General features: G+C 67.3%; 22 protein-coding genes and 1 tRNA gene. All 23 read left to right on the forward strand.

Annotated elements, in window-relative coordinates:
- The first annotated feature begins 51 nt into the window (after positions 1–51).
- The 23 genes from C5E05_RS01730 (at position 52) to C5E05_RS01840 (ending at position 16,798) form a co-directional block, all read left to right on the forward strand.
- On the forward strand, positions 52–786 hold the full coding sequence (locus C5E05_RS01730) for a hypothetical protein (RefSeq protein ID WP_104340933.1): 735 nt from the start codon (positions 52–54) through the stop codon (positions 784–786).
- Between the two features lie 209 nt (positions 787–995).
- A complete protein-coding gene (locus tag C5E05_RS01740) occupies positions 996–1,832 on the forward strand; it encodes a DNA-binding protein (RefSeq protein ID WP_104340935.1) in 837 nt (278 codons plus the stop codon).
- Complete coding sequence (locus C5E05_RS20000) at positions 1,832–1,996, forward strand: hypothetical protein (protein WP_181059301.1); 165 nt, start codon at positions 1,832–1,834, stop codon at positions 1,994–1,996. The genes C5E05_RS01740 and C5E05_RS20000 overlap by 1 nt, the downstream gene beginning before the upstream one ends.
- A 130-nt stretch (positions 1,997–2,126) precedes the next feature.
- Positions 2,127–2,198 (forward strand) — tRNA-Gln (locus C5E05_RS01745).
- 265 nt (positions 2,199–2,463) lie between these two features.
- Positions 2,464–2,766, forward strand: a complete 303-nt coding sequence (locus C5E05_RS01750) for a hypothetical protein (RefSeq protein WP_104340936.1) — start codon at positions 2,464–2,466, stop codon at positions 2,764–2,766.
- A gap of 27 nt (positions 2,767–2,793) precedes the next feature.
- The gene (locus C5E05_RS01755; RefSeq protein WP_104340937.1) at positions 2,794–3,030 is read left to right on the forward strand and encodes a hypothetical protein; all 237 of its coding nucleotides are present in this window, start codon (positions 2,794–2,796) and stop codon (positions 3,028–3,030) included.
- The gene (locus C5E05_RS01760; protein WP_104340938.1) at positions 3,027–3,380 is read left to right on the forward strand and encodes a hypothetical protein; all 354 of its coding nucleotides are present in this window, start codon (positions 3,027–3,029) and stop codon (positions 3,378–3,380) included. The genes C5E05_RS01755 and C5E05_RS01760 overlap by 4 nt, the downstream gene beginning before the upstream one ends.
- A 152-nt stretch (positions 3,381–3,532) precedes the next feature.
- Positions 3,533–3,871: a hypothetical protein gene (locus C5E05_RS01765; RefSeq protein ID WP_146080994.1), complete on the forward strand. Its 339-nt coding sequence runs from the start codon at positions 3,533–3,535 to the stop codon at positions 3,869–3,871.
- Positions 3,846–5,456 carry a hypothetical protein gene (locus C5E05_RS01770; RefSeq protein ID WP_219819481.1) on the forward strand — a complete coding sequence of 537 codons (1,611 nt, stop codon included), beginning with the start codon at positions 3,846–3,848 and terminating at the stop codon, positions 5,454–5,456. The genes C5E05_RS01765 and C5E05_RS01770 overlap by 26 nt, the downstream gene beginning before the upstream one ends.
- Before the next feature lie 8 nt (positions 5,457–5,464).
- Complete coding sequence (locus C5E05_RS01775) at positions 5,465–5,668, forward strand: hypothetical protein (RefSeq protein WP_104340941.1); 204 nt, start codon at positions 5,465–5,467, stop codon at positions 5,666–5,668.
- Positions 5,665–6,960 (forward strand): phage portal protein, encoded by a 1,296-nt coding sequence (locus tag C5E05_RS01780; protein WP_104340942.1) that lies wholly within the window; start codon positions 5,665–5,667, stop codon positions 6,958–6,960. The genes C5E05_RS01775 and C5E05_RS01780 overlap by 4 nt, the downstream gene beginning before the upstream one ends.
- Positions 6,896–7,744 (forward strand): HK97 family phage prohead protease, encoded by an 849-nt coding sequence (locus tag C5E05_RS01785; protein WP_104340943.1) that lies wholly within the window; start codon positions 6,896–6,898, stop codon positions 7,742–7,744. Before C5E05_RS01780 ends, C5E05_RS01785 begins: the two co-directional genes overlap by 65 nt.
- Positions 7,741–8,958 carry a phage major capsid protein gene (locus C5E05_RS01790; RefSeq protein WP_104340944.1) on the forward strand — a complete coding sequence of 406 codons (1,218 nt, stop codon included), beginning with the start codon at positions 7,741–7,743 and terminating at the stop codon, positions 8,956–8,958. Before C5E05_RS01785 ends, C5E05_RS01790 begins: the two co-directional genes overlap by 4 nt.
- An 18-nt stretch (positions 8,959–8,976) precedes the next feature.
- Entirely contained in the window at positions 8,977–9,261 is a 285-nt protein-coding gene (locus C5E05_RS01795) for a hypothetical protein (protein WP_104340945.1), read from the forward strand.
- Between the two features lie 19 nt (positions 9,262–9,280).
- Positions 9,281–9,799 (forward strand): hypothetical protein, encoded by a 519-nt coding sequence (locus C5E05_RS01800; RefSeq protein ID WP_146080995.1) that lies wholly within the window; start codon positions 9,281–9,283, stop codon positions 9,797–9,799.
- On the forward strand, positions 9,799–10,191 hold the full coding sequence (locus tag C5E05_RS01805) for a hypothetical protein (RefSeq protein ID WP_146080996.1): 393 nt from the start codon (positions 9,799–9,801) through the stop codon (positions 10,189–10,191). The genes C5E05_RS01800 and C5E05_RS01805 overlap by 1 nt, the downstream gene beginning before the upstream one ends.
- Positions 10,188–10,427: a hypothetical protein gene (locus C5E05_RS01810; RefSeq protein ID WP_104340948.1), complete on the forward strand. Its 240-nt coding sequence runs from the start codon at positions 10,188–10,190 to the stop codon at positions 10,425–10,427. Before C5E05_RS01805 ends, C5E05_RS01810 begins: the two co-directional genes overlap by 4 nt.
- Positions 10,424–10,801, forward strand: coding sequence for a hypothetical protein (locus tag C5E05_RS01815; protein ID WP_104340949.1), 378 nt, complete (start codon positions 10,424–10,426; stop codon positions 10,799–10,801). The genes C5E05_RS01810 and C5E05_RS01815 overlap by 4 nt, the downstream gene beginning before the upstream one ends.
- Positions 10,802–10,814: 13 nt before the next feature.
- Positions 10,815–11,402: a hypothetical protein gene (locus tag C5E05_RS01820; protein WP_104340950.1), complete on the forward strand. Its 588-nt coding sequence runs from the start codon at positions 10,815–10,817 to the stop codon at positions 11,400–11,402.
- An 89-nt stretch (positions 11,403–11,491) separates the two neighbouring features.
- Positions 11,492–11,866, forward strand: a complete 375-nt coding sequence (locus tag C5E05_RS01825; protein WP_104340951.1) for a hypothetical protein — start codon at positions 11,492–11,494, stop codon at positions 11,864–11,866.
- 65 nt (positions 11,867–11,931) lie between these two features.
- A complete protein-coding gene (locus tag C5E05_RS01830) occupies positions 11,932–12,246 on the forward strand; it encodes a hypothetical protein (protein WP_104340952.1) in 315 nt (104 codons plus the stop codon).
- Between the two features lie 59 nt (positions 12,247–12,305).
- Positions 12,306–16,070, forward strand: coding sequence for a tape measure protein (locus C5E05_RS01835; protein WP_104340953.1), 3,765 nt, complete (start codon positions 12,306–12,308; stop codon positions 16,068–16,070).
- Positions 16,067–16,798, forward strand: coding sequence for a hypothetical protein (locus C5E05_RS01840; protein ID WP_104340954.1), 732 nt, complete (start codon positions 16,067–16,069; stop codon positions 16,796–16,798). The genes C5E05_RS01835 and C5E05_RS01840 overlap by 4 nt, the downstream gene beginning before the upstream one ends.
- Positions 16,799–16,800: the final 2 nt, after the last annotated feature.

Consider the following 16,800-nt stretch of genomic DNA (forward strand, 5'->3'; position numbering starts at 1 on the left):
GCCCGTGCGCGGTGCTCGACATCGGGGAAAACGATCGAGAGGAGGCCCGTCGTGGCTGAGCAGGAGTACACGCCGACCGAGGCGGAGGGTGAGCGCATCGAGGAGGCAGCTTCAAGGCTCCGCCACTATGGCTACGGTCACCTCGCGGAGGCCGTAGAGCGTTTGGCCGAGGTCAGGGCCAACGAGCGCGCGAAGCGACCCGACCGGGAGCAGGTAGCGCGGACGCTGTTCCTCGTGGACAACCCGGATTGCCCGCCTGACCGCATCCACGAGAGCACGCTCTGGGCGACGCTGCGGGATGACTACCTGAGCTCTGCCGACGCCGTGCTCGCTCTCGAACCCGAGGCCCGCGAGGAGCCGGGGACGGCTGCGGTGCGTGCTCTGCATCATCGCACTGAGGTCGAGGTCGTGGAATCGGATTGCATGCAGGACGCGTGCGATCACTCGGAGGGGTGCCCGACGTCTCTGCAGGCGGTGTGCGCGCATTGCTTCTCGCCGGGTGGGGATGACCGGCACGACGACTACAGGGTGGTTCGTGAGTGGCATGAGTGGCCGTGCTGGACGATCAAGGCGCTCGGCGGCGACTCAACTCCCGAGGCCCGCGAGGTCACCGACGCGGAGGTCGAGGCGGCGGCACGCGTGATGTTTGACGGCGACCTCGAACCTGGGGGCACCGCCGAGTACACGTGGGCCGAGATGGTCGTCGAAGACAAGAGCCGAGCCGACATCTGGCGCGCGGATGCTCGCGCCGCTCTCGAAGCCGCTCGGGGGGTGTCCCGTGGCTGAGGGTATGGAGCCGGAGGTGCTGACGCTTCCGACTTCGGTGTCGGCGTGCGTGCTCATTCGCATCGGTGACAACGGGTTCGAGGCGACGTATCTCGAGGCCCAGTCTCGGGTGCCGATGCCGAGATCAGACGCGGCCAGGCTGCTACTGGATCTGGCTATGGACCTCGCAGAGCAAGCGAGGCAGCAGGGTGACGATGAGGGAGTATCTGGTGGCTGAAGTCGAAGTAGGCGGGGCGTTCGGTGCTCCGGAGCGTGTCGATCTGGCGCCGGTGCGCCACGCCCTGTCGCAGGCCCCTGACCTCCTGCAGCACCTCGCGCATCTCGTCATCAAGGGTCGCTTCGAGGATGGTCAGCCGGTGGCTCGTGACGTGCAGTCGACACCTGGCCGTATCGCTCCGATGGATCAGATCGATGCGACGTTCGCGTGGCTGTGGGTGCTGGCCGAGAAGTGGCAGCGCCCGGGGTTGGTGTCGGTGGAGCACATGGTGCGTCGTGCTGACTCGGGGAAGGTGCTGGGGCCTCGGGGGGTGAAGGGAACCCCGGACGGCGGCGACGTGCTGCTCGTATGGGCGAAGACGCTGGTGCATCGCATCGAGGCTCAGTGGGGAGTGCTCGAGATCGGCATGGGCGACCCGAAGGTCTGGGGCCAGTACGAGGCTCGGGAGTTCGTGGAGTCCGCTGACGCGAACCTGCTGCGGCCGTTGGCGATGTGGCCCCTTGACGAGCGCGCCCCGGTGCCGGCGAAGCCGAGGGAGTGCCCGACGTGCGGGGAGCGTGACGTGTGGGCGGATCTCGACTTGGTCACTGCTCTGTGCAAGTCGTGCCGGAAGACGGTGGTCGTGGAGCGGTGGGTGTCGGTCAAGGACGCCGCGCGCATCCTCGACGTCGCCGAGCGGACGATCCGGGACTGGCTGGCCGAGGGGCTCGCGTCGAAGCCGCTCGGCAGGGGGAGGGCTGTGGAACTCGGCTCGGCTCGAGAGGTCCGAGACATGCGGGCGGCGCGCTCGATTCTCAATCTGTCACCGGAACGAAAGCAGGTCGTCTGATGGGATTGTTCATCCGGAAGCTGGCGGCCGCCATCGTGCGCGAGCAGGAGGAGCGCGACCTCGCTGCCTATTACACCTGCGGACACGGGGTGAACACTCTCTATCGGGAATGCTCCCAGTGCGGGGACTTGCCGCACATGGAGTTTCGCGAGACGGCATCTTGAAGCAAACCGGCGCGAGAGAAGATGCTCGATCCGCCGCGTCTTCGGTATAGGATGCACCTGTGCGATTCGTGACTGAAGAGTCACGATGTTGAAGCCCCGGACCTGAACACAGGCCCGGGGCTTCTTGCTTTCCCTGCTGGTGTAATCGGCAGCACGGCGCGCTCTGGCCGCGTCGATCCAGGTTCGAGTCCTGGGCGGGGATCAATGCGGAGCCTGGCTCGAGACGCCGGGTGAGGTGCACTCTCCGCAGAAGACCTCAGGTCGACCGAGCAGTCGAGGTAAGCGGCAAGGCCACCCACCTGAGGCAACACTTCCAACACGTGCAGCCTCAGCTATGGGGTGTGCATCCGGTCACGCGCCCCGGGCACGAGAAGAGCGCGACTACTTCCCTACGGTGGGCGGTGTGCGGCATGGATGAAGACGACAACGAGTGCGTCATCCTCGGCAACGACTGAGCGAGGTGTGCTGTGCGCGTTCAGACAAGAGCGTTCAACGAGCTCAGGGCTGAGTTCCGTGCGCAGTGCGCCGAGGAGGACGCCGCGTGCTGGCTGTGCGGCCAGCGCAACATCGACTACCCAGCACCGTTCGATGACTACTCGAACGACGACCGCTTCCAGCTGGACCACTACTGGCCGGTGTCCACGCACCCCGAGCTGCAGGCAGACCCGGCGAACTTCCGCGCGAGCCACGCCGGGTGCAACCGTGAGCGCGGCAACAAGCCACCCCGCCCGGGGTTGGGCATCCCCTCCCAGGTATGGGTTCGGGTGTAGGACCACTACCCGAGGAGCACACCCCCTATGGCACGTATCCAGGTACTCGAGCTACCCACCCTCGTCGAGGGGGACCGGGTCACCACCCCCTTCGTGTTGGTCATCGACCAGGCCGAGCCGCAGACCGCAACGAGACAGAGCATCCTCGGCCCAGTGTCGGTGTCGCAGGCAGTCGTCACCGACGACTTCGAGCGTGCGGCCAAGGCGGCGGGGGCAACAGCGGTCATCGTCAGCACGCAGACCCTCGACGTGGTGCAGCCGTGAACAGGTTCGCAGCGCTCGGCCTCGCAGTCGAAGCCGCGTCGGGCAAGAGCATCATCGTCATCACTCGCACGCTGAGACAGAACGCCGACGTTCTCGACCAGCTTGTCGCTGTGCCCGACGCCAGTCACTGCATCGCGAAGACGCGAAGAGCGAACGGCGAGCAGAGCGTCGACTACCTGAGTGGTGGCACGGTACGCATACGGTCACACGGTCAAGGCACTCGCGGCATGAGCGCAGACATCATCTTCCTCGACGACGGAGTCGACCAGTTGGTGAGCGTCCCGCACGGGTGGGCATGCCTGAACGCCTCACTGGCCGCGTCACCGCACGCCGAGCTCGTCCGCACCTGAACCCACGGGGTAGGGGCGGTCAAGTTTCTGGGGAACCCGGAGGACGGCAGACTCATGCCGGTGTCGCTTCCTCTCCCTCCTGACCTTTCAGGGGGGTCGCGCGCGTTAAAAGGATGCGATTCTCTCCGCATCGCTCGGCAACGGTGTCGTTCTTGTCGGATCTCTTCGAGGGTGTGGTGATCGTGGCGGAGTTCGAGAAGAAGTCAGCGGTCGACGCGCTCAAGGAGTCGATCGCCGTCGCGACGCACCTGAAGCCTGAGCATCACGCGGCCATCGAGGCGGCCCGGGCGCTGGCGAGGCGCGTGGATGACCTGGACGCGAACGACTGGATCGTCGGCGGGAAGCTCGACAACGTGAGCATGCCGACGTACCTGCGGAGCCTGCAACTCCTCGGCCTGATGCCGAGCACGCCGGCCGCTGGGGCGAAGGGGAAGCCGCGCAATGACCTCGAGGAGTGGAAGCAGCGTGCACGTTCAGGTGGGGCGGACTGAACCGCGCATCTGGACCAAGCCGCTGCGGGAGCTGACGCGCGAGACGAGCCTCGGCTTCGAGGTCATCGACTTCGCTTCGCAGATCCTCGGTGTCACCCTCTACCCCTGGCAGAAGTGGCTGCTCATCCACGCGCTCGAGCTGCTCGCCGACGGGTCGTACCGTTTCCGCCGCGTGGTGGTGCTCGTCGCCCGCCAGAACGGCAAGACGTTGCTCGCCTCTGTGCTCACGGCATGGTGGCTGTTCATCGACTCCGACCGGCACCCTGACCGCGTCCCGCCCATCAAGTTCAAGGTCGTCGGCACCGCGCAGAACCTCGACATCGCTCGAGGCCCGTGGGCGGGCGTCAAGGCGTGGTGTGACCCGGACCCGGACGCCGGCGCGGACGACCTCGACGTGATCGAGGCGCTGCAGGCCGCGACGATGAAGGTCTACGACGCCAACGGCAAAGAGTCGATCATCCTGAAGTCGAAGGCGCACTACGAGGTGCGTGCGGCTGCTCAGGCCCGAGGCAAGCCCGCCGCGCGCGTCATCATGGACGAGCTGCGCGAGCAGAAGAACTGGGAAGCCTGGAACGCGGTGTCGCAGACGACGAAGTCGTTCTGGTCCGGCCAGCTATGGGGCTTCTCGAACGCCGGCACGCCCCGCGCGGTCGTGCTGCAGGCGCAGCGCAAGGCCGGCCGCGAATCGATCGCCGAGTGGGAGCAGTACGTCGAGTCGGGCATCATGTCCGCCGAGGCGTTCGCCAACGAGCACGACATCTCGATCGGGATCTTCGAGTGGTCAGCCGCTGAGGGGCTCCCGAAAGACGACGTCGAGGGAATCCTGCAAGCGAACCCCTCGATCGGGTACGGCGGCATCACCGTCGCCACGTGCCTCTCCGACGCGCGCAGCATGCCCGAGGGTGACTACCGCACGGAAGTCTTGTGCCAGTGGGTGAGCGCGCTCGTCGTGCCAGACGTGGATCAGGAAGCCTGGACGAAGTCAGCTGACGGTCCCGAGTTCGACGAGGCCGGAGAGGTCACCTACGAAGGCTCCCTGGTCTCGTCGACGTCGCCGCTCGTCGTGGGCGTCGACACATCAGCCGACCGGCAGATGACCTACGTAGCGATCGCCGGAGACACTGACGACGGTCGCATCCACGTCGAAGTCGTCGCCATGCGCGCCGGAATGCTCTGGACCGTCCCCTACGTCGTTGCCCTCTGCCAGCAGAACGGGACAACCTTCGTCGCCGTCCAGGCCCGCGGATGCGGGGCATCCGACTTCGTCGAACCGCTCAACAAGGCCGGGTTGACCGTCATCGAGATCCAGGGCACTGCGCTCGGCTCCTCGTGCGGTCGCACGCTCGACCGCATCCGCGATCGCAAGGTCGCCCACCGCGGCCAGCCGATTCTCGACATGGCCGCGTCCGGAGCCGTCACGAAGAAGCTCGGCGAGGTCCGCGTCTGGGACCGCGACGGGTCCATGCCGATCGACGCAGCACCGCTCGTCGCCGTGAGCAACGCCCTCTATGGGCTCGAAAACCTGCCCGAAGTCGAAGAGCAAGGCCCGTCCCCGTACGAATCGCGGGGCCTGATGGTCGTCTAGGAGGAGCCATGCGCAATCTGCGCGCGTACAAGGGCCGTCGTGTCGCCGTGTCTACCGTGACCGGCGAGTACAAGGGCCTGCTGGCCTCCGCGCACGTCGGCGGGATCGAACTCGAAGGTGCCGTCGCCATGGTCAGCGGCCAGGACGTGCAGCTCGCGCCGGTGGTGTTCATCCCGGCACACCAGATCGTGCATGTGCAGGTGGCCCTGTGAGCGAGGACTTCCCGACGCTCGCTGATCTCGGTCGCCGGCACGCGGAGCAGCCGTTCTACGTCGCCGACCCAGGTACGCCCCTCACCTCGTGGGCGGCAGGGCAGTCGCGGGACGCGTTCCGCAAGCAGCCCTCCGTGCGCAAGGTCACGGGCTTCATCGCCCGTCAGCTCGCGTCGACGTCCCTGCACTCGTACCGGCGCCGCGGTGACGACGACCGAGCGCGGCTCTCGAACCACCCCCTGGTGAGCTTCCTCGCCGACCCGGCCAAGTCGCCGGGCGTCTCGGCGATGGACTTCTGGGAGGGGATGCACCTCGACCGGCTGCTCTACGACCGGTCGGCGGCGCTCATCGAGCCCGACCCGAGCACGCTCCTCCCGAAGCGCGCCATCCGCCTCCCAGCCTCCCGAACCACGTTCCACGGCACCGACGGCGTCATCGAGTACGTCGAGACGTACGACGACCACGGCACCCGCAAGATCTACGAGCCCGACAAGCACTGGATGCTCCTCAACCGGGGATATCCGGGGGCGAGCGTCATGGGCGTCTCCGCCGTCGACACGCTCCGAGCGATCCTCGACGGAGCCGACGAAGCGGTGGAGTACCGCGCGGATCTCATGAAGAACCGCGCCGTGCTCTCGGCGGTCATCGAGAAAGAGAAGCCCTGGTCGTCGGAAGACGCGCAGCAGCGGTTCCAGCGATCGTTCGCCGAGTACCGCCGGGGCGGTTCCCGCGCCGGCGGCGTGCCCGTCCTCGAGGACGGCACGACGTGGAAAGACGTGCAGGCGCACAAGCCGATCGACGTCCAAGACATGGAAGCTCGAACGCTCTCCGAGGTGGAGGTCGCGACGGCCTACTGGATCTATCCGGAGTTGCTCGGCACCAGGCCCGGTACGTACGCCAACATGCGCGCCTTCCGCGCGATGCTCTACAGCGTCTGCCTCGGCCCCTACTTCGAGTCCTGGAAGCAGTCGGTGAACACGCAGCTCGTGCCACTGTTCACGCCGCAGAACATCTACGTCGAGCCCAACGTGCAGTCGAAGCTGTCCGGCTCGTTCGAGGAGCAGGCCGACTACATGTCGACGATGGTCGGCGGCCCGATCATGACCCGCAATGAGGGTCGCGCGCGTCTGAATCTCTCACCCATCGACGGCGGCGACGAGCTCATCGTGCCGCTCAACGTCACCGAGGGCGGCCAGGCGTCGCCCCAGTCTGGAAAGGCGGTCACCCATGGTGACGAAACAGTCCACACGGGTGGTGCTCGCGAAGGCGACGCCGTCCAAAGCATCGGATAGCGCGGCCTCGTTCGTCGGATACGCCAGCGTGTTCGACGTCATCGACACGTACGGCGACGTGGTGCGCAAGGGCGCCTTCGCCAAGAGCATCGACGCGCTCACCGCTGAGGGTGCGCAGCCACTCGGCGTCTACTACGCCCACAACATGAACGGCTCCCCGTACGGGCTCGTCGGCGTCGTGAAGTCGCTGACCGAGGACGACTACGGGCTCCGCGTCGAAGCGGATCTCTACGTCGACACGAACCCCGAAGCGAAGTTCCTCCACCAGGCCATGCAGGACGGCGTCATCAACGAGATGTCGTTCGCGTACTACGTGACGGAGAGCTCCTGGGCGACCCAAGAGGGGCAGGACGTCTACGAGATCAAGTCCGTCGACCTGCTCGAGGTGTCGGTGTGCCCGGTCGGTGTGAACCGACAGGCGCTCATCCAGGAAGTCAAGGCGCGGCTCACGCCCCGGGCGAAGGCCGACGCCGAAGACATCGGCGAGCTCACCCCGGTGATCGTCGAAGACGAGGGCACGGAAGAGCTCGAAGAGTCGAAGGCCGACGACGACGAGGAAGCGACCGCCGCCGCGACTCTCGCGGCCGTCCGCCCCCTCCTTGCTGACGCTCTGGCCGCGATCGACGCGCTCGAGAGCAAGGCAGCCACCGACCCAGACCCGGCGGAACCCCCCGCCGAATCAGACTCCAAGGCCGCGGCCGAGGAACCCAAGACGCCGACCGAGCTCCGCGCTCGCAAGGCACTCGCACTGGCGCACTCACGCGCCCGAAAGGAAAACGCATGAACCCCAAGGAGATGCTCGCCGCGGCACAGCTGAAGGTGGCCAACGCTGCCAAGCTCGTCCAGGCCGACGCGAGCGAAGAGAACATCAAGGCGCTCGAGGACGCGAACGTCGAGCACGACGAGGCATTCGCTCGCGTCGAGCGCGCTCAGAAGGCGCTCGGCGCCATGGAGCGCTCGGTCGAGGAGGAGAAGAAGACCGCCCCCGACATGCGCGTCTCGCTCGGTGAGCGATTCACGAAGTCCGAGTCCTACGAGGGCTTCCAGGCCAAGTACGGCCCCTCAGGCGTCCCGAAGGAAGCGTCGATCTCGCTCGACAACGTCAACGTCGGATCGCTCGCCGAGTACGAGGCGAACCGCAAGGCGGCGATGACGACCGACATCGCCCACGTTCCCCCGCAGCAGTTCGCGATGGTCGACCAGACCGTCCGCCCACGCCTGTCGCTGCTCGACCTCGTCTCGCGCGGCTCGATCAGCTCCTCGCACCTCGAGTACCTGCAGATCATCTCGGTCACCCGCAACGCGGACATCGTCCCGGAGAACACGGGCAACGACGCGACGGACACGCTCAAGCCGATCTCCGAGCTCGCCACGCAGCTCGCAGACGCGAAGGCCTACGCCTACGCCGACGGCTACACGGTCACGAACCAGCTGCTCGCCGACGCACCCGCGCTGGCGACGTTCCTCAACAACGAGTTCCGGTACTCGCTGCCGAACGTCGTCGAGGACAAGATGCTCAACGGCACCGGCACCTCGGGCGAGCCCCGCGGACTGCTCGAGACCACGGGCGTCCAGAACCTCACCTATGGGGCCGGCCCCAGCATCCGCAACTTCATCGAGGCGGTGCGCAAGTCGAAGACCAAGATCACCCTCGCCGAGGGCACCCCGCAGGCGGTCCTGATCAACCCCGAGGACGACGAGGCGATCGACCTGTTCGCCGACAACGACGGCCGCTACTACTCCAACGGCCCGTTCGGCACCGGCCCTTCCACCCTGTGGGGCATGCCGCGCGTTCTTTCGACCAAGATCCCCGTCGGCACGGCGATCGTCGGCGAGTTCACGCAGATGGCGCTCCTCGACCGCGAGGGCCTCTCGGTCGTCGCGTTCAACCAGCACAAGGACTACGCGCAGCGCAACCTCACGTACGTCCGTGCGGAGCTGCGCGCCGCGCAGGTCATCTGGCGTCCCGCGCGCTTCGCGGTCATCGAGTCGGCGTAGCCGGAAGAGAGGCAAATCATGGCAACGGTCATTGACGGCGTTCGATACGCCAACGGCGAGGAACCTCGCAGCACCACGGCAGGCCCCGGCCAGCCGAAGCACTCCCCGTTCGGCGAGTTCGAGAAGCGCCTCGAGCGCATCGAGGAGCTCATCGGCATCGATCACGCCGAAGTCGGCGCACCGGAAGGTGCGGCCGTCACGACCGCGGCGACGGGCGAGAAGCGCGACGGGAACCCCGACGCGAAGCAGGACGGCGAACCGCCGGCCAAGCGCCCCACGGCGCGCCGAGTCGAGACGAAGTAACCCGAGGGAGGTGATGGGCGTGACGCTAACCGCGTTCCTCCCAGCGAACTACGACGCTGCGTTCCTCGCGAACGCGGCGTCGCAGTCCATCCGGGGCTACTGCCACTGGCACGTCGCGCCCTCCATCACCGAGACGCTCGTGCTGGACGGGACGGGCGGCAAGGCGCTGCTCGTCCCGTCCATGCACATCACCGCGCTCACGAAAGTCACCTCCGGCGGCAACGACGTCACGGCCCGCGTGAAGTGGTCGCGCCGATCCGGCGTGCTCACGCTCGCCAGCGGATGGTCGCACGAGCTCGGCGACATCGAGATCGAGCTCACGCACGGCTTCGACCTCGCTGACGTGCCGAACCTCGCCGCCATCGTGGTCGCGATTGGTCAGCGCGCATCCGCCGGAAACGACGGCTACGTGCACGAGTCCGCGGGAGGCATGTCGCGTCGGGCGCTGACGGGCAAGGACGGCGCCTCGGCCGGAGTCCCACTGTTCGAGTCGGAGAAGGAAGCCCTCGATCCGTACCGGCTCACCTGGGGGTCGTGATGACGCTCCCGTTCGGCCCCATCCAGCCGATCCCGGAACCAACCATCAGCGGCTCGCTCCTCGGCGACTGGGCCATCTCGGTCACTCGCCTCCGAGCGGGATCAGCGGGGGAGGACCGCCGAGGAGAACCCATCCCGGGCGCCGACGTTTCCGCCGAGCTCCCGCCTGCGATCTTCCAGCCCGAGGGCAACGAAGCGCTCGTCGCGGCCGGAGTCTCCGCCACAGGGACAGAACCGACCGTCTACTGGCCCAACGCGAACCCGGATGTGCGAGTCGGTGATCGGCTCGTCATCGACGGCGACACGTGGTTGGTGCACGAGCGACCCTCGCGCACACCGCTCGGCTTGGTCGTGATCGTCCAGGGCGTCGAGAGCACGAGGGGGTCGCCATGAAGAAGCCGTTCAAGCCCAACAAGCGCGGCATGGCCGCACTCCTGAAGCAGGGCATGCGTGGCGCGGTCGCCGAGCAGGGACGCGCCATCCAGGGCCGAGCCGGTCCGGGCTTCGACATGCAGGTCAACGTCGGCACCCGTGCCCGCGCGACCATCATGACGGAGACCGACGCCGCGAAGCGCCGCCAGGTATCCGACCACGTCCTCGAGCAGGCAGCAGGGGCCGGGCTGACGTGAGCACACCGATCCGCCCGCCCGACGTCGAGGGCATCGTCCTCGACTACCTGAAGTCCTTCGTCGACGCGTCCGTCGTGTCGAAGCGTCCCGACGACGGCACCACGTCGTTCGTCCGCGTCATCGGCACCGGCGGGCCGGGACGCAGCCAACGGATCCTGCAGACCGTGCAGCTGACCATCGACAGCTACGCACCGACCCTGGGCCTCGCGTTCGATCTCGCGCAGGACGTCGACGCCGCGATCCACGCCCTGCCCTCATCGAACGAGCCGGTCAACTCGGTGCCGTGGTCCACGACGCCGCGCAACGACCCCGACCCCGACACCCAGTCACCCCGTTACACGGCCACGTACCAGCTGGTCGTCATCTGCCACTAGGAGGCAACCACTCATGACCACCAACGCGCTCAACGCGCTCATCTTCGGGTCGGACAACGACTCTGTCTACCTGGGCCCCGTCACGTCGCTGACGACCGTCGTCGGCCTCGCAACGCCTGTCCCCGCCGCTCTCGAGGATCGCGGGTGGATCGGCGAAGAGGGCCTGAACCTCGAGCTGTCCGACTCGATCGAACGCATCAAGGGCCACCAGGGCGGCAAGACGGTCAAGACGTTCATGTCGAGCTCGGACACGAACATCACCGTCGCGCTGCTCGAAACGAAGCTCGCGAACCTCCTCGACTACCTGAGCGCAAAGGCCACGAAGGTCGGAACGGGCAACGCGGCGATCGCGAAGATCGACGTGCCCGCGTCCCGTCAGGTCACGATGCTCAGCGGGATGATCGACCTCTTCGACACGTCCGGGAACGGCGCCCACACGCGCATCCTCCTCCCGACGATCTCCCTCGGAGAGCGCCAGGGCATCGCGTTCACCAACAAGGACATCACCGCCTACAACTACAACCTCGAGGTCATCGGCGGCTTCACGATCCTCACGAACGCCAAGGCGATCGTCGAAGACCCGAAGCTCCTCGCCGCGTAGGCGCCCTCGAACCCCCTGGCCGCGGCGCGCGCTCCCGCCGCGGCCAGGGTTCCACCCTCGGAGCGCACCCACCACCTCAGGAGCAAATCATGGCAACCGCCAACACCCGCAAGACCACTCCCGCCCGCACGACCCGCCAGCGGGCAGCAGCCGCCGGCGCGAAGCTGCCCGCCGACCACGCCGTCAAGGCCGAAGCCGAGGGCGAACTCATCGAGATCACCGTGCAGGGATTCGACCTGCAGATCGACCCGGAAGCGCTCAGCGACTTCCGTCTGCACCGCCGCATGGCGCGCGGCGGAGGCGACGGCCAGACCGCGCAGTTCGAGCTGTTCGACCGTGCCTTCGGCGACCAGGCAGAAGACGCGCTCGAGTCGCTCGCCGACGAACGCGGCTACGTTTCGCCCAAAGCCGCTGGCGCGTTGCTGCGCGAAGTGATCGAGGCGGCTGGCCTGGGAAAGTCCTAGCCCTCCCCGCGCTCCTCGCGGAGCACGCGGAGGCCATCGAGGCTGACCTGCAATCCGAGTACGGCGTGGACCTGTGTGACCTCTATCGAGGGGCCATTTCGGCACGCAAGGTCGCGACCTTCATCTGGATGCTCAAGCCCGGATCTCGCCTCGCCATAGAGCGCGGCGGACCCGGGGCGTGGTCCGCCGAAGTTCGAGCCATCCACGAAGAGGGCTACCGCACCATGATCGGCGGCTACGCCGGCTCCGGTGTGAAACGCGCGCAGGTGCCGAAGCCCATCGAGCCTCCCCCCGAGGGGTGGCTGAAGGCCTCGGAAGAGAAGCAAGACCGACAAGCGCAGAAGGCCGCCCGCTGGGCGCAGCGGCAGGACGCGCACTAGCCGGGGCCTGGCCATTCGTGGCGGGCCCCGGCCCCACAACTACACAGCGGAGGTGCCCTTTGGCGAAGAACGGCATCGACCTCGGCACGTACTGGATCCAGGTAGCACCGTCCGCTGACGGCTTCTGGACTGAGTTCCAGAAGCAGGTCGGCGGGTCCGGTGGCAAGCAGGCCGGAGTCACCCTCGGCAAGGCCGTGCAGACCGGATTCCAGGCAGGGCTCGGAGGGTTCAGCTCCGCCGCGCTCGACAGCCTCAGCAAGGACGTCGCGAAGGCGTCCGCCTCCTACGAGGCGGCGTCACGCAAGAGCGCCGACGCTGCTGGCAAGCTCCGTGTTGCCGAAGCGCAGCTCAACGAGATCCGCGCCAAGGGCGGGGACACCTCCGCTCGCCTCGTCGCCGCTGAGGAAAGGTTCGCCGCCGCCCAACGCTCCGCGGCCGACGCCGCCGGCACCAGCAAGGCGGCAGCCGATCGTGTCCGCGAGGCGAAGGAAAAGCTCGCCGACGCCGAAAAGAAGACCGCCTCCGCCACCGAAGCGGGCGGCAAGTCCGCTTCCAAATCAGAGGGCTACCTCGCCCGGCTCCGCACCGCCCTCTACTCGACTGAGGGCAGCTTCGACGGTCTCGGCACGGAGGTCAAGGAAACCAACGGACTGCTCGGCAACTTCGCCCTCGGCGGCGCGATCGCCGGCGTCGCCAGCTCCATCACGTCATCGATCACGTCGAGCATCGGCGAGCTCGCGTCCGAAGCCATCACCGCATCCGACGCGACGGACAAGTTCAAGGGCACCCTGAACTTCGCTGGCCTGGACGACTCCGCGATCTCGAACCTGACCGCGAGCACCCGCCAGTACGCCGACGAAACCGTGTACGGGCTCGACGACATCCAGAACATCACCGCGCAGCTCGCGTCCAACAGCGTCAAGGACTACGACAAGCTCGCCGAGGCCGCCGGAAACCTCAACGCCGTTTCGGGCGGCACCGCCGAGACGTACAAGTCCGTCGGCATGGTGCTCACGCAGACCGCGGGCCAGGGGAAGCTCACGACGGAGAACTGGAACCAGCTCTCCGACGCGATCCCCGGCGCGAGCGGTCGACTGCAGGAAGCGCTCCTCAGCGCGGGCGCCTTCACGGGCAACTTCCGCGAGGAGATGGCCGCCGGCGAGATCACCGCCGAGGAGTTCAACACGGCGCTGCTCGGGCTCGGCAACGACCCCGTCGCGGTCGAAGCGGCGAAGTCCGTCACCACGTTCGAGGGCATGATCGGCAACCTGCAGGCCACCGTCGTCGGCGGCCTGTCGGACGCGATCACTGAACTGAAGCCCCAGATCGGCACGTTCATCGGGTTCTTCTCGGACACCATCGAGGGCGCCGTGCCGATCCTCGTCGGCTTCGTGCAGGGCATCGCACCCCTCGGGGAAGCCGTCGGCGGGATCATCACGATCCTCACGACCGGCGACTTCCAGGGCGGCATCTTCGGCCTCGACGAAGACGCACCCGTGATCAGCTTCCTCTTCACGCTGCGCGAGTCCGCCCAGTCCGTGTTCGACATCCTCACGCAGGGAGACTTCACCGGCCCCATCTTCGGGCTCGAGGAGGACTCCGCGCTCGTCGGATTCTTCTTCAGCCTCCGAGATGCCGCACAGGGTGTCGTTGCGTGGTTCCAGGACGCATCCACCGGCGCCGTCCCCGCCATCATGGAGGGCTTCCGCGGCGTCGGCGACGTGCTCGGCGGCATCATCTCGTTCGTCGACTCCAACAGCGACTGGCTCGTGCCCATGACCGTGGGCGTCATCGCGTTCGTCGCCGCCTACAAGGCAGTCGTGTTCGTCACCGGCGTCATGGCCGCGCTGCGGTCCGGGACGATGCTCGCGACGGCTGCACAGTGGGCGCTGAACATCGCGATGAACGCGAACCCCATCGGGCTCATCATCGCGGGCGTCGCAGCCCTCACGGCCGGTCTCGTGTGGTTCTTCACGCAGACCGAGCTCGGGCAGCAGGTGTGGCAGAACATCGTCAGCTTCATCTCCACGGCCATCACCTGGCTGTGGGAGTCGGTGCTGAGCCCGGTGTTCACCGCCATCGGGGCGATCTTCACGTGGCTGTACGACAACGTGATCTCGCCCATCGTGGCGGGGATCGTCCTCTACGTGCAGGTGTGGGCCGCGATCTTCACCTGGCTGTGGGACAACGTCCTCTCGCCCGTGTTCACGGCCATCGGCGCGATCTTCTCCTGGATCTACAACAACGTCGTGATGCCGATCGTCACCGGCATCGTCATCCTCGTCCAAGCGTGGGCGGCGATCTTCAACTGGCTGTGGACGTCCGTGCTGTCGGTCGTCTTCGCGGCCGTCGGAGCGATCTTCAACTGGCTCTACACGAACGTCATCACGCCCATCGTGAACGGCGTCGTCGCGTACATGCAGCTGTGGGGGCAGATCTTCAACTGGCTCTACACGAACGTCGTGTCGCCCGTCTTCACGGCGGTCGGAGCGGTGTTCACGTGGCTCTACGAGAACGTCATCACGCCGGTGTGGTCCGGGATTCAGTCCGCGATCTCCGTGGTCGCTGACTGGATCACGAACACCCTCTGGCCCGGAATCCAGTCGGTCATCGGCTTCATCGGTTCGGGATTCGAGTCGATGGGCTCCACCATCGCGACCGTCTGGGAGAACATCAAGAAGGCGGCCGTCGCGCCGATCAACTTCGTCATCGAGACCGTCTACAACGACGGCATCAAGACGCTGTTCGACGACATCGCGGAAGCCGTCGGTCTCGACATTCGCATGCCGGAGGCCTCGCCGATCGCGTTCGCGCAGGGTGGCGTCCTTCCCGGCTACACGCCGGGTCGGGACGTGCACGAGTTCTACTCACCCACGGGTGGGCGGCTCGCGCTGTCCGGCGGTGAGGGCATCATCCGCCCGGACGCTCTCCGTGCGCTCGGCGGGAAGGCGTGGCTCGATTCCGTCAACGGCGCCCGAGGTTCCGCTGACGGCGTCGCGTTCGCAGGCGGTGGCATCTGGGACGACATCACCGGCGGAATCGCCGGGGCGGCCTCCTGGATCGGGGACGCGGTCGGGAACGTCGCGAAGATCATGTCGGACCCGTCCGGCGCGATCGACTCGCTCATCCGCACACCCGTGAAGGCGCTCCTCGAGTCCATCGGTGGCGGTTCCTTCGGGTCGATGGTCGCGGAGATCCCGCTCAAGGCCATCGACGGGATCGCGGAGTGGGCGCAGACCAACATCCTGCCGCCCTCACCGTCCGGCACTGGCAACTGGGCAGGGGGCATCACCCTCGAACGGCTGCAGCCGATCCTCGCGAAGTACCCGTCGCTGATGATCACCGACACCTACCGCGACCCGGCCTACAACGCCGCGGTCGGTGGCTCACCCACGAGCTACCACATGGATGCCACGAACCCCGCCGTCGACGTCGCCGGACCGTACTCGGTCATGGATGCGTTCGCGAACGAGGTGCGCAGCATCGGCGGGTGGCGGCAGATCCTCTGGGAAGTCGCCGGCCACTTCGACCACGTGCACGTCGCCAACCAGGGCGGCGTGTTCGGCGACCTCCCGACACGCACCTACGACTCCGGCGGCGTCCTCGAGCCCGGCCTGACCCTCGCCTACAACGGCACGGGGAAGCCGGAACCGATCATGACGGCGGGCCAGTGGGAAGCGATCGAGAACTACGCCAACGGCAACACGAGCAACGCCGGCATGCCGTCCGAGCTCGTCATCGTCGATCAGGACGGTCAGCTCATCGGGCGCATGCGCGTCGAGGCCGCTGACGTGGCCGTGCGGACTCTTGAGGAGGTCGGATGATCACGTTCCAGGCTCGCCACACGCAGCTCGCGACGGTGGTGACCGACGTCGTCCCTTCGGGGGTGGCGTACTCGGTCACCGCCGAGTCGGGCGGCGTGGACTGGCTGGTCGCGGAGGGGGTGGGGATCGGTGCCGCGGTTGCGGTGTCCGACCCCGCTGCGCCCGTCGACGAGCCGGTGACGTACACGACGAGGGTCGGGTCGACGGTGAAGTCCCGGCCGGGCGTCCGCGCTCACCGAGACGACGACACGATCGACACGATCCTCACTTCCGAGGACGGGCGTATCTCCGTGCCCGTCCTCTGGGAGGGTGACGCGGCCGTGACCATCGACCCGCGGGCCACCTACGCGTATCCGCTGGCTTCCCGCTTCGCGGTGCAGCATCGGGCGCTCTCGTCGACGGCGCCCGCGTGGTCGTTCGAGTTCCGTGTCGACATCGACCAGGTCGCGGACGCGCGGAGGCTGCTCGAGACGGGCCGCTTCTGGGTGCTCCACATCCCGGAGCGCTGCGACGGCGGGTCGACGATCCCGCGGGTGATGCTCGCCGGCGTCGACGGCACCATCTCCGAATCGCGGTGGCCGTTGGGCCGCACGTACTCGGTCAAGCTGCAGCAGCTGCAGGCGCAGCAGACGGGCCTCCCCGTGACGGCATGGGGCGACCCGGTCAGGCGGGTGTGGTCGGCGACGACAACGTTCGCCGGCATGCGGCGGAAAGTCAGGGGGGCGTGATG

Origin of the sequence: Pseudoclavibacter sp. AY1H1, assembly GCF_002931055.1 — a bacterium.
Classification (GTDB): domain Bacteria; phylum Actinomycetota; class Actinomycetes; order Actinomycetales; family Microbacteriaceae; genus Pseudoclavibacter.

What these genes read in the sequence shown, in the direction of transcription:
- C5E05_RS20000 (WP_181059301.1), top strand. Translation starts at nt 1,832, where the DNA reads ATGGGATTGTTCATCCGGAAGCTGGCGGCCGCCATCGTGCGCGAGCAG.
- C5E05_RS01755 (WP_104340937.1), top strand. Translation starts at nt 2,794, where the DNA reads ATGGCACGTATCCAGGTACTCGAGCTACCCACCCTCGTCGAGGGGGAC.
- C5E05_RS01775 (WP_104340941.1), top strand. Translation starts at nt 5,465, where the DNA reads ATGCGCAATCTGCGCGCGTACAAGGGCCGTCGTGTCGCCGTGTCTACC.
- C5E05_RS01785 (WP_104340943.1), top strand. Translation starts at nt 6,896, where the DNA reads ATGGTGACGAAACAGTCCACACGGGTGGTGCTCGCGAAGGCGACGCCG.
- C5E05_RS01790 (WP_104340944.1), top strand. Translation starts at nt 7,741, where the DNA reads ATGAACCCCAAGGAGATGCTCGCCGCGGCACAGCTGAAGGTGGCCAAC.
- C5E05_RS01795 (WP_104340945.1), top strand. Translation starts at nt 8,977, where the DNA reads ATGGCAACGGTCATTGACGGCGTTCGATACGCCAACGGCGAGGAACCT.
- C5E05_RS01805 (WP_146080996.1), top strand. Translation starts at nt 9,799, where the DNA reads ATGACGCTCCCGTTCGGCCCCATCCAGCCGATCCCGGAACCAACCATC.
- C5E05_RS01810 (WP_104340948.1), top strand. Translation starts at nt 10,188, where the DNA reads ATGAAGAAGCCGTTCAAGCCCAACAAGCGCGGCATGGCCGCACTCCTG.
- C5E05_RS01820 (WP_104340950.1), top strand. Translation starts at nt 10,815, where the DNA reads ATGACCACCAACGCGCTCAACGCGCTCATCTTCGGGTCGGACAACGAC.
- C5E05_RS01825 (WP_104340951.1), top strand. Translation starts at nt 11,492, where the DNA reads ATGGCAACCGCCAACACCCGCAAGACCACTCCCGCCCGCACGACCCGC.
- C5E05_RS01840 (WP_104340954.1), top strand. Translation starts at nt 16,067, where the DNA reads ATGATCACGTTCCAGGCTCGCCACACGCAGCTCGCGACGGTGGTGACC.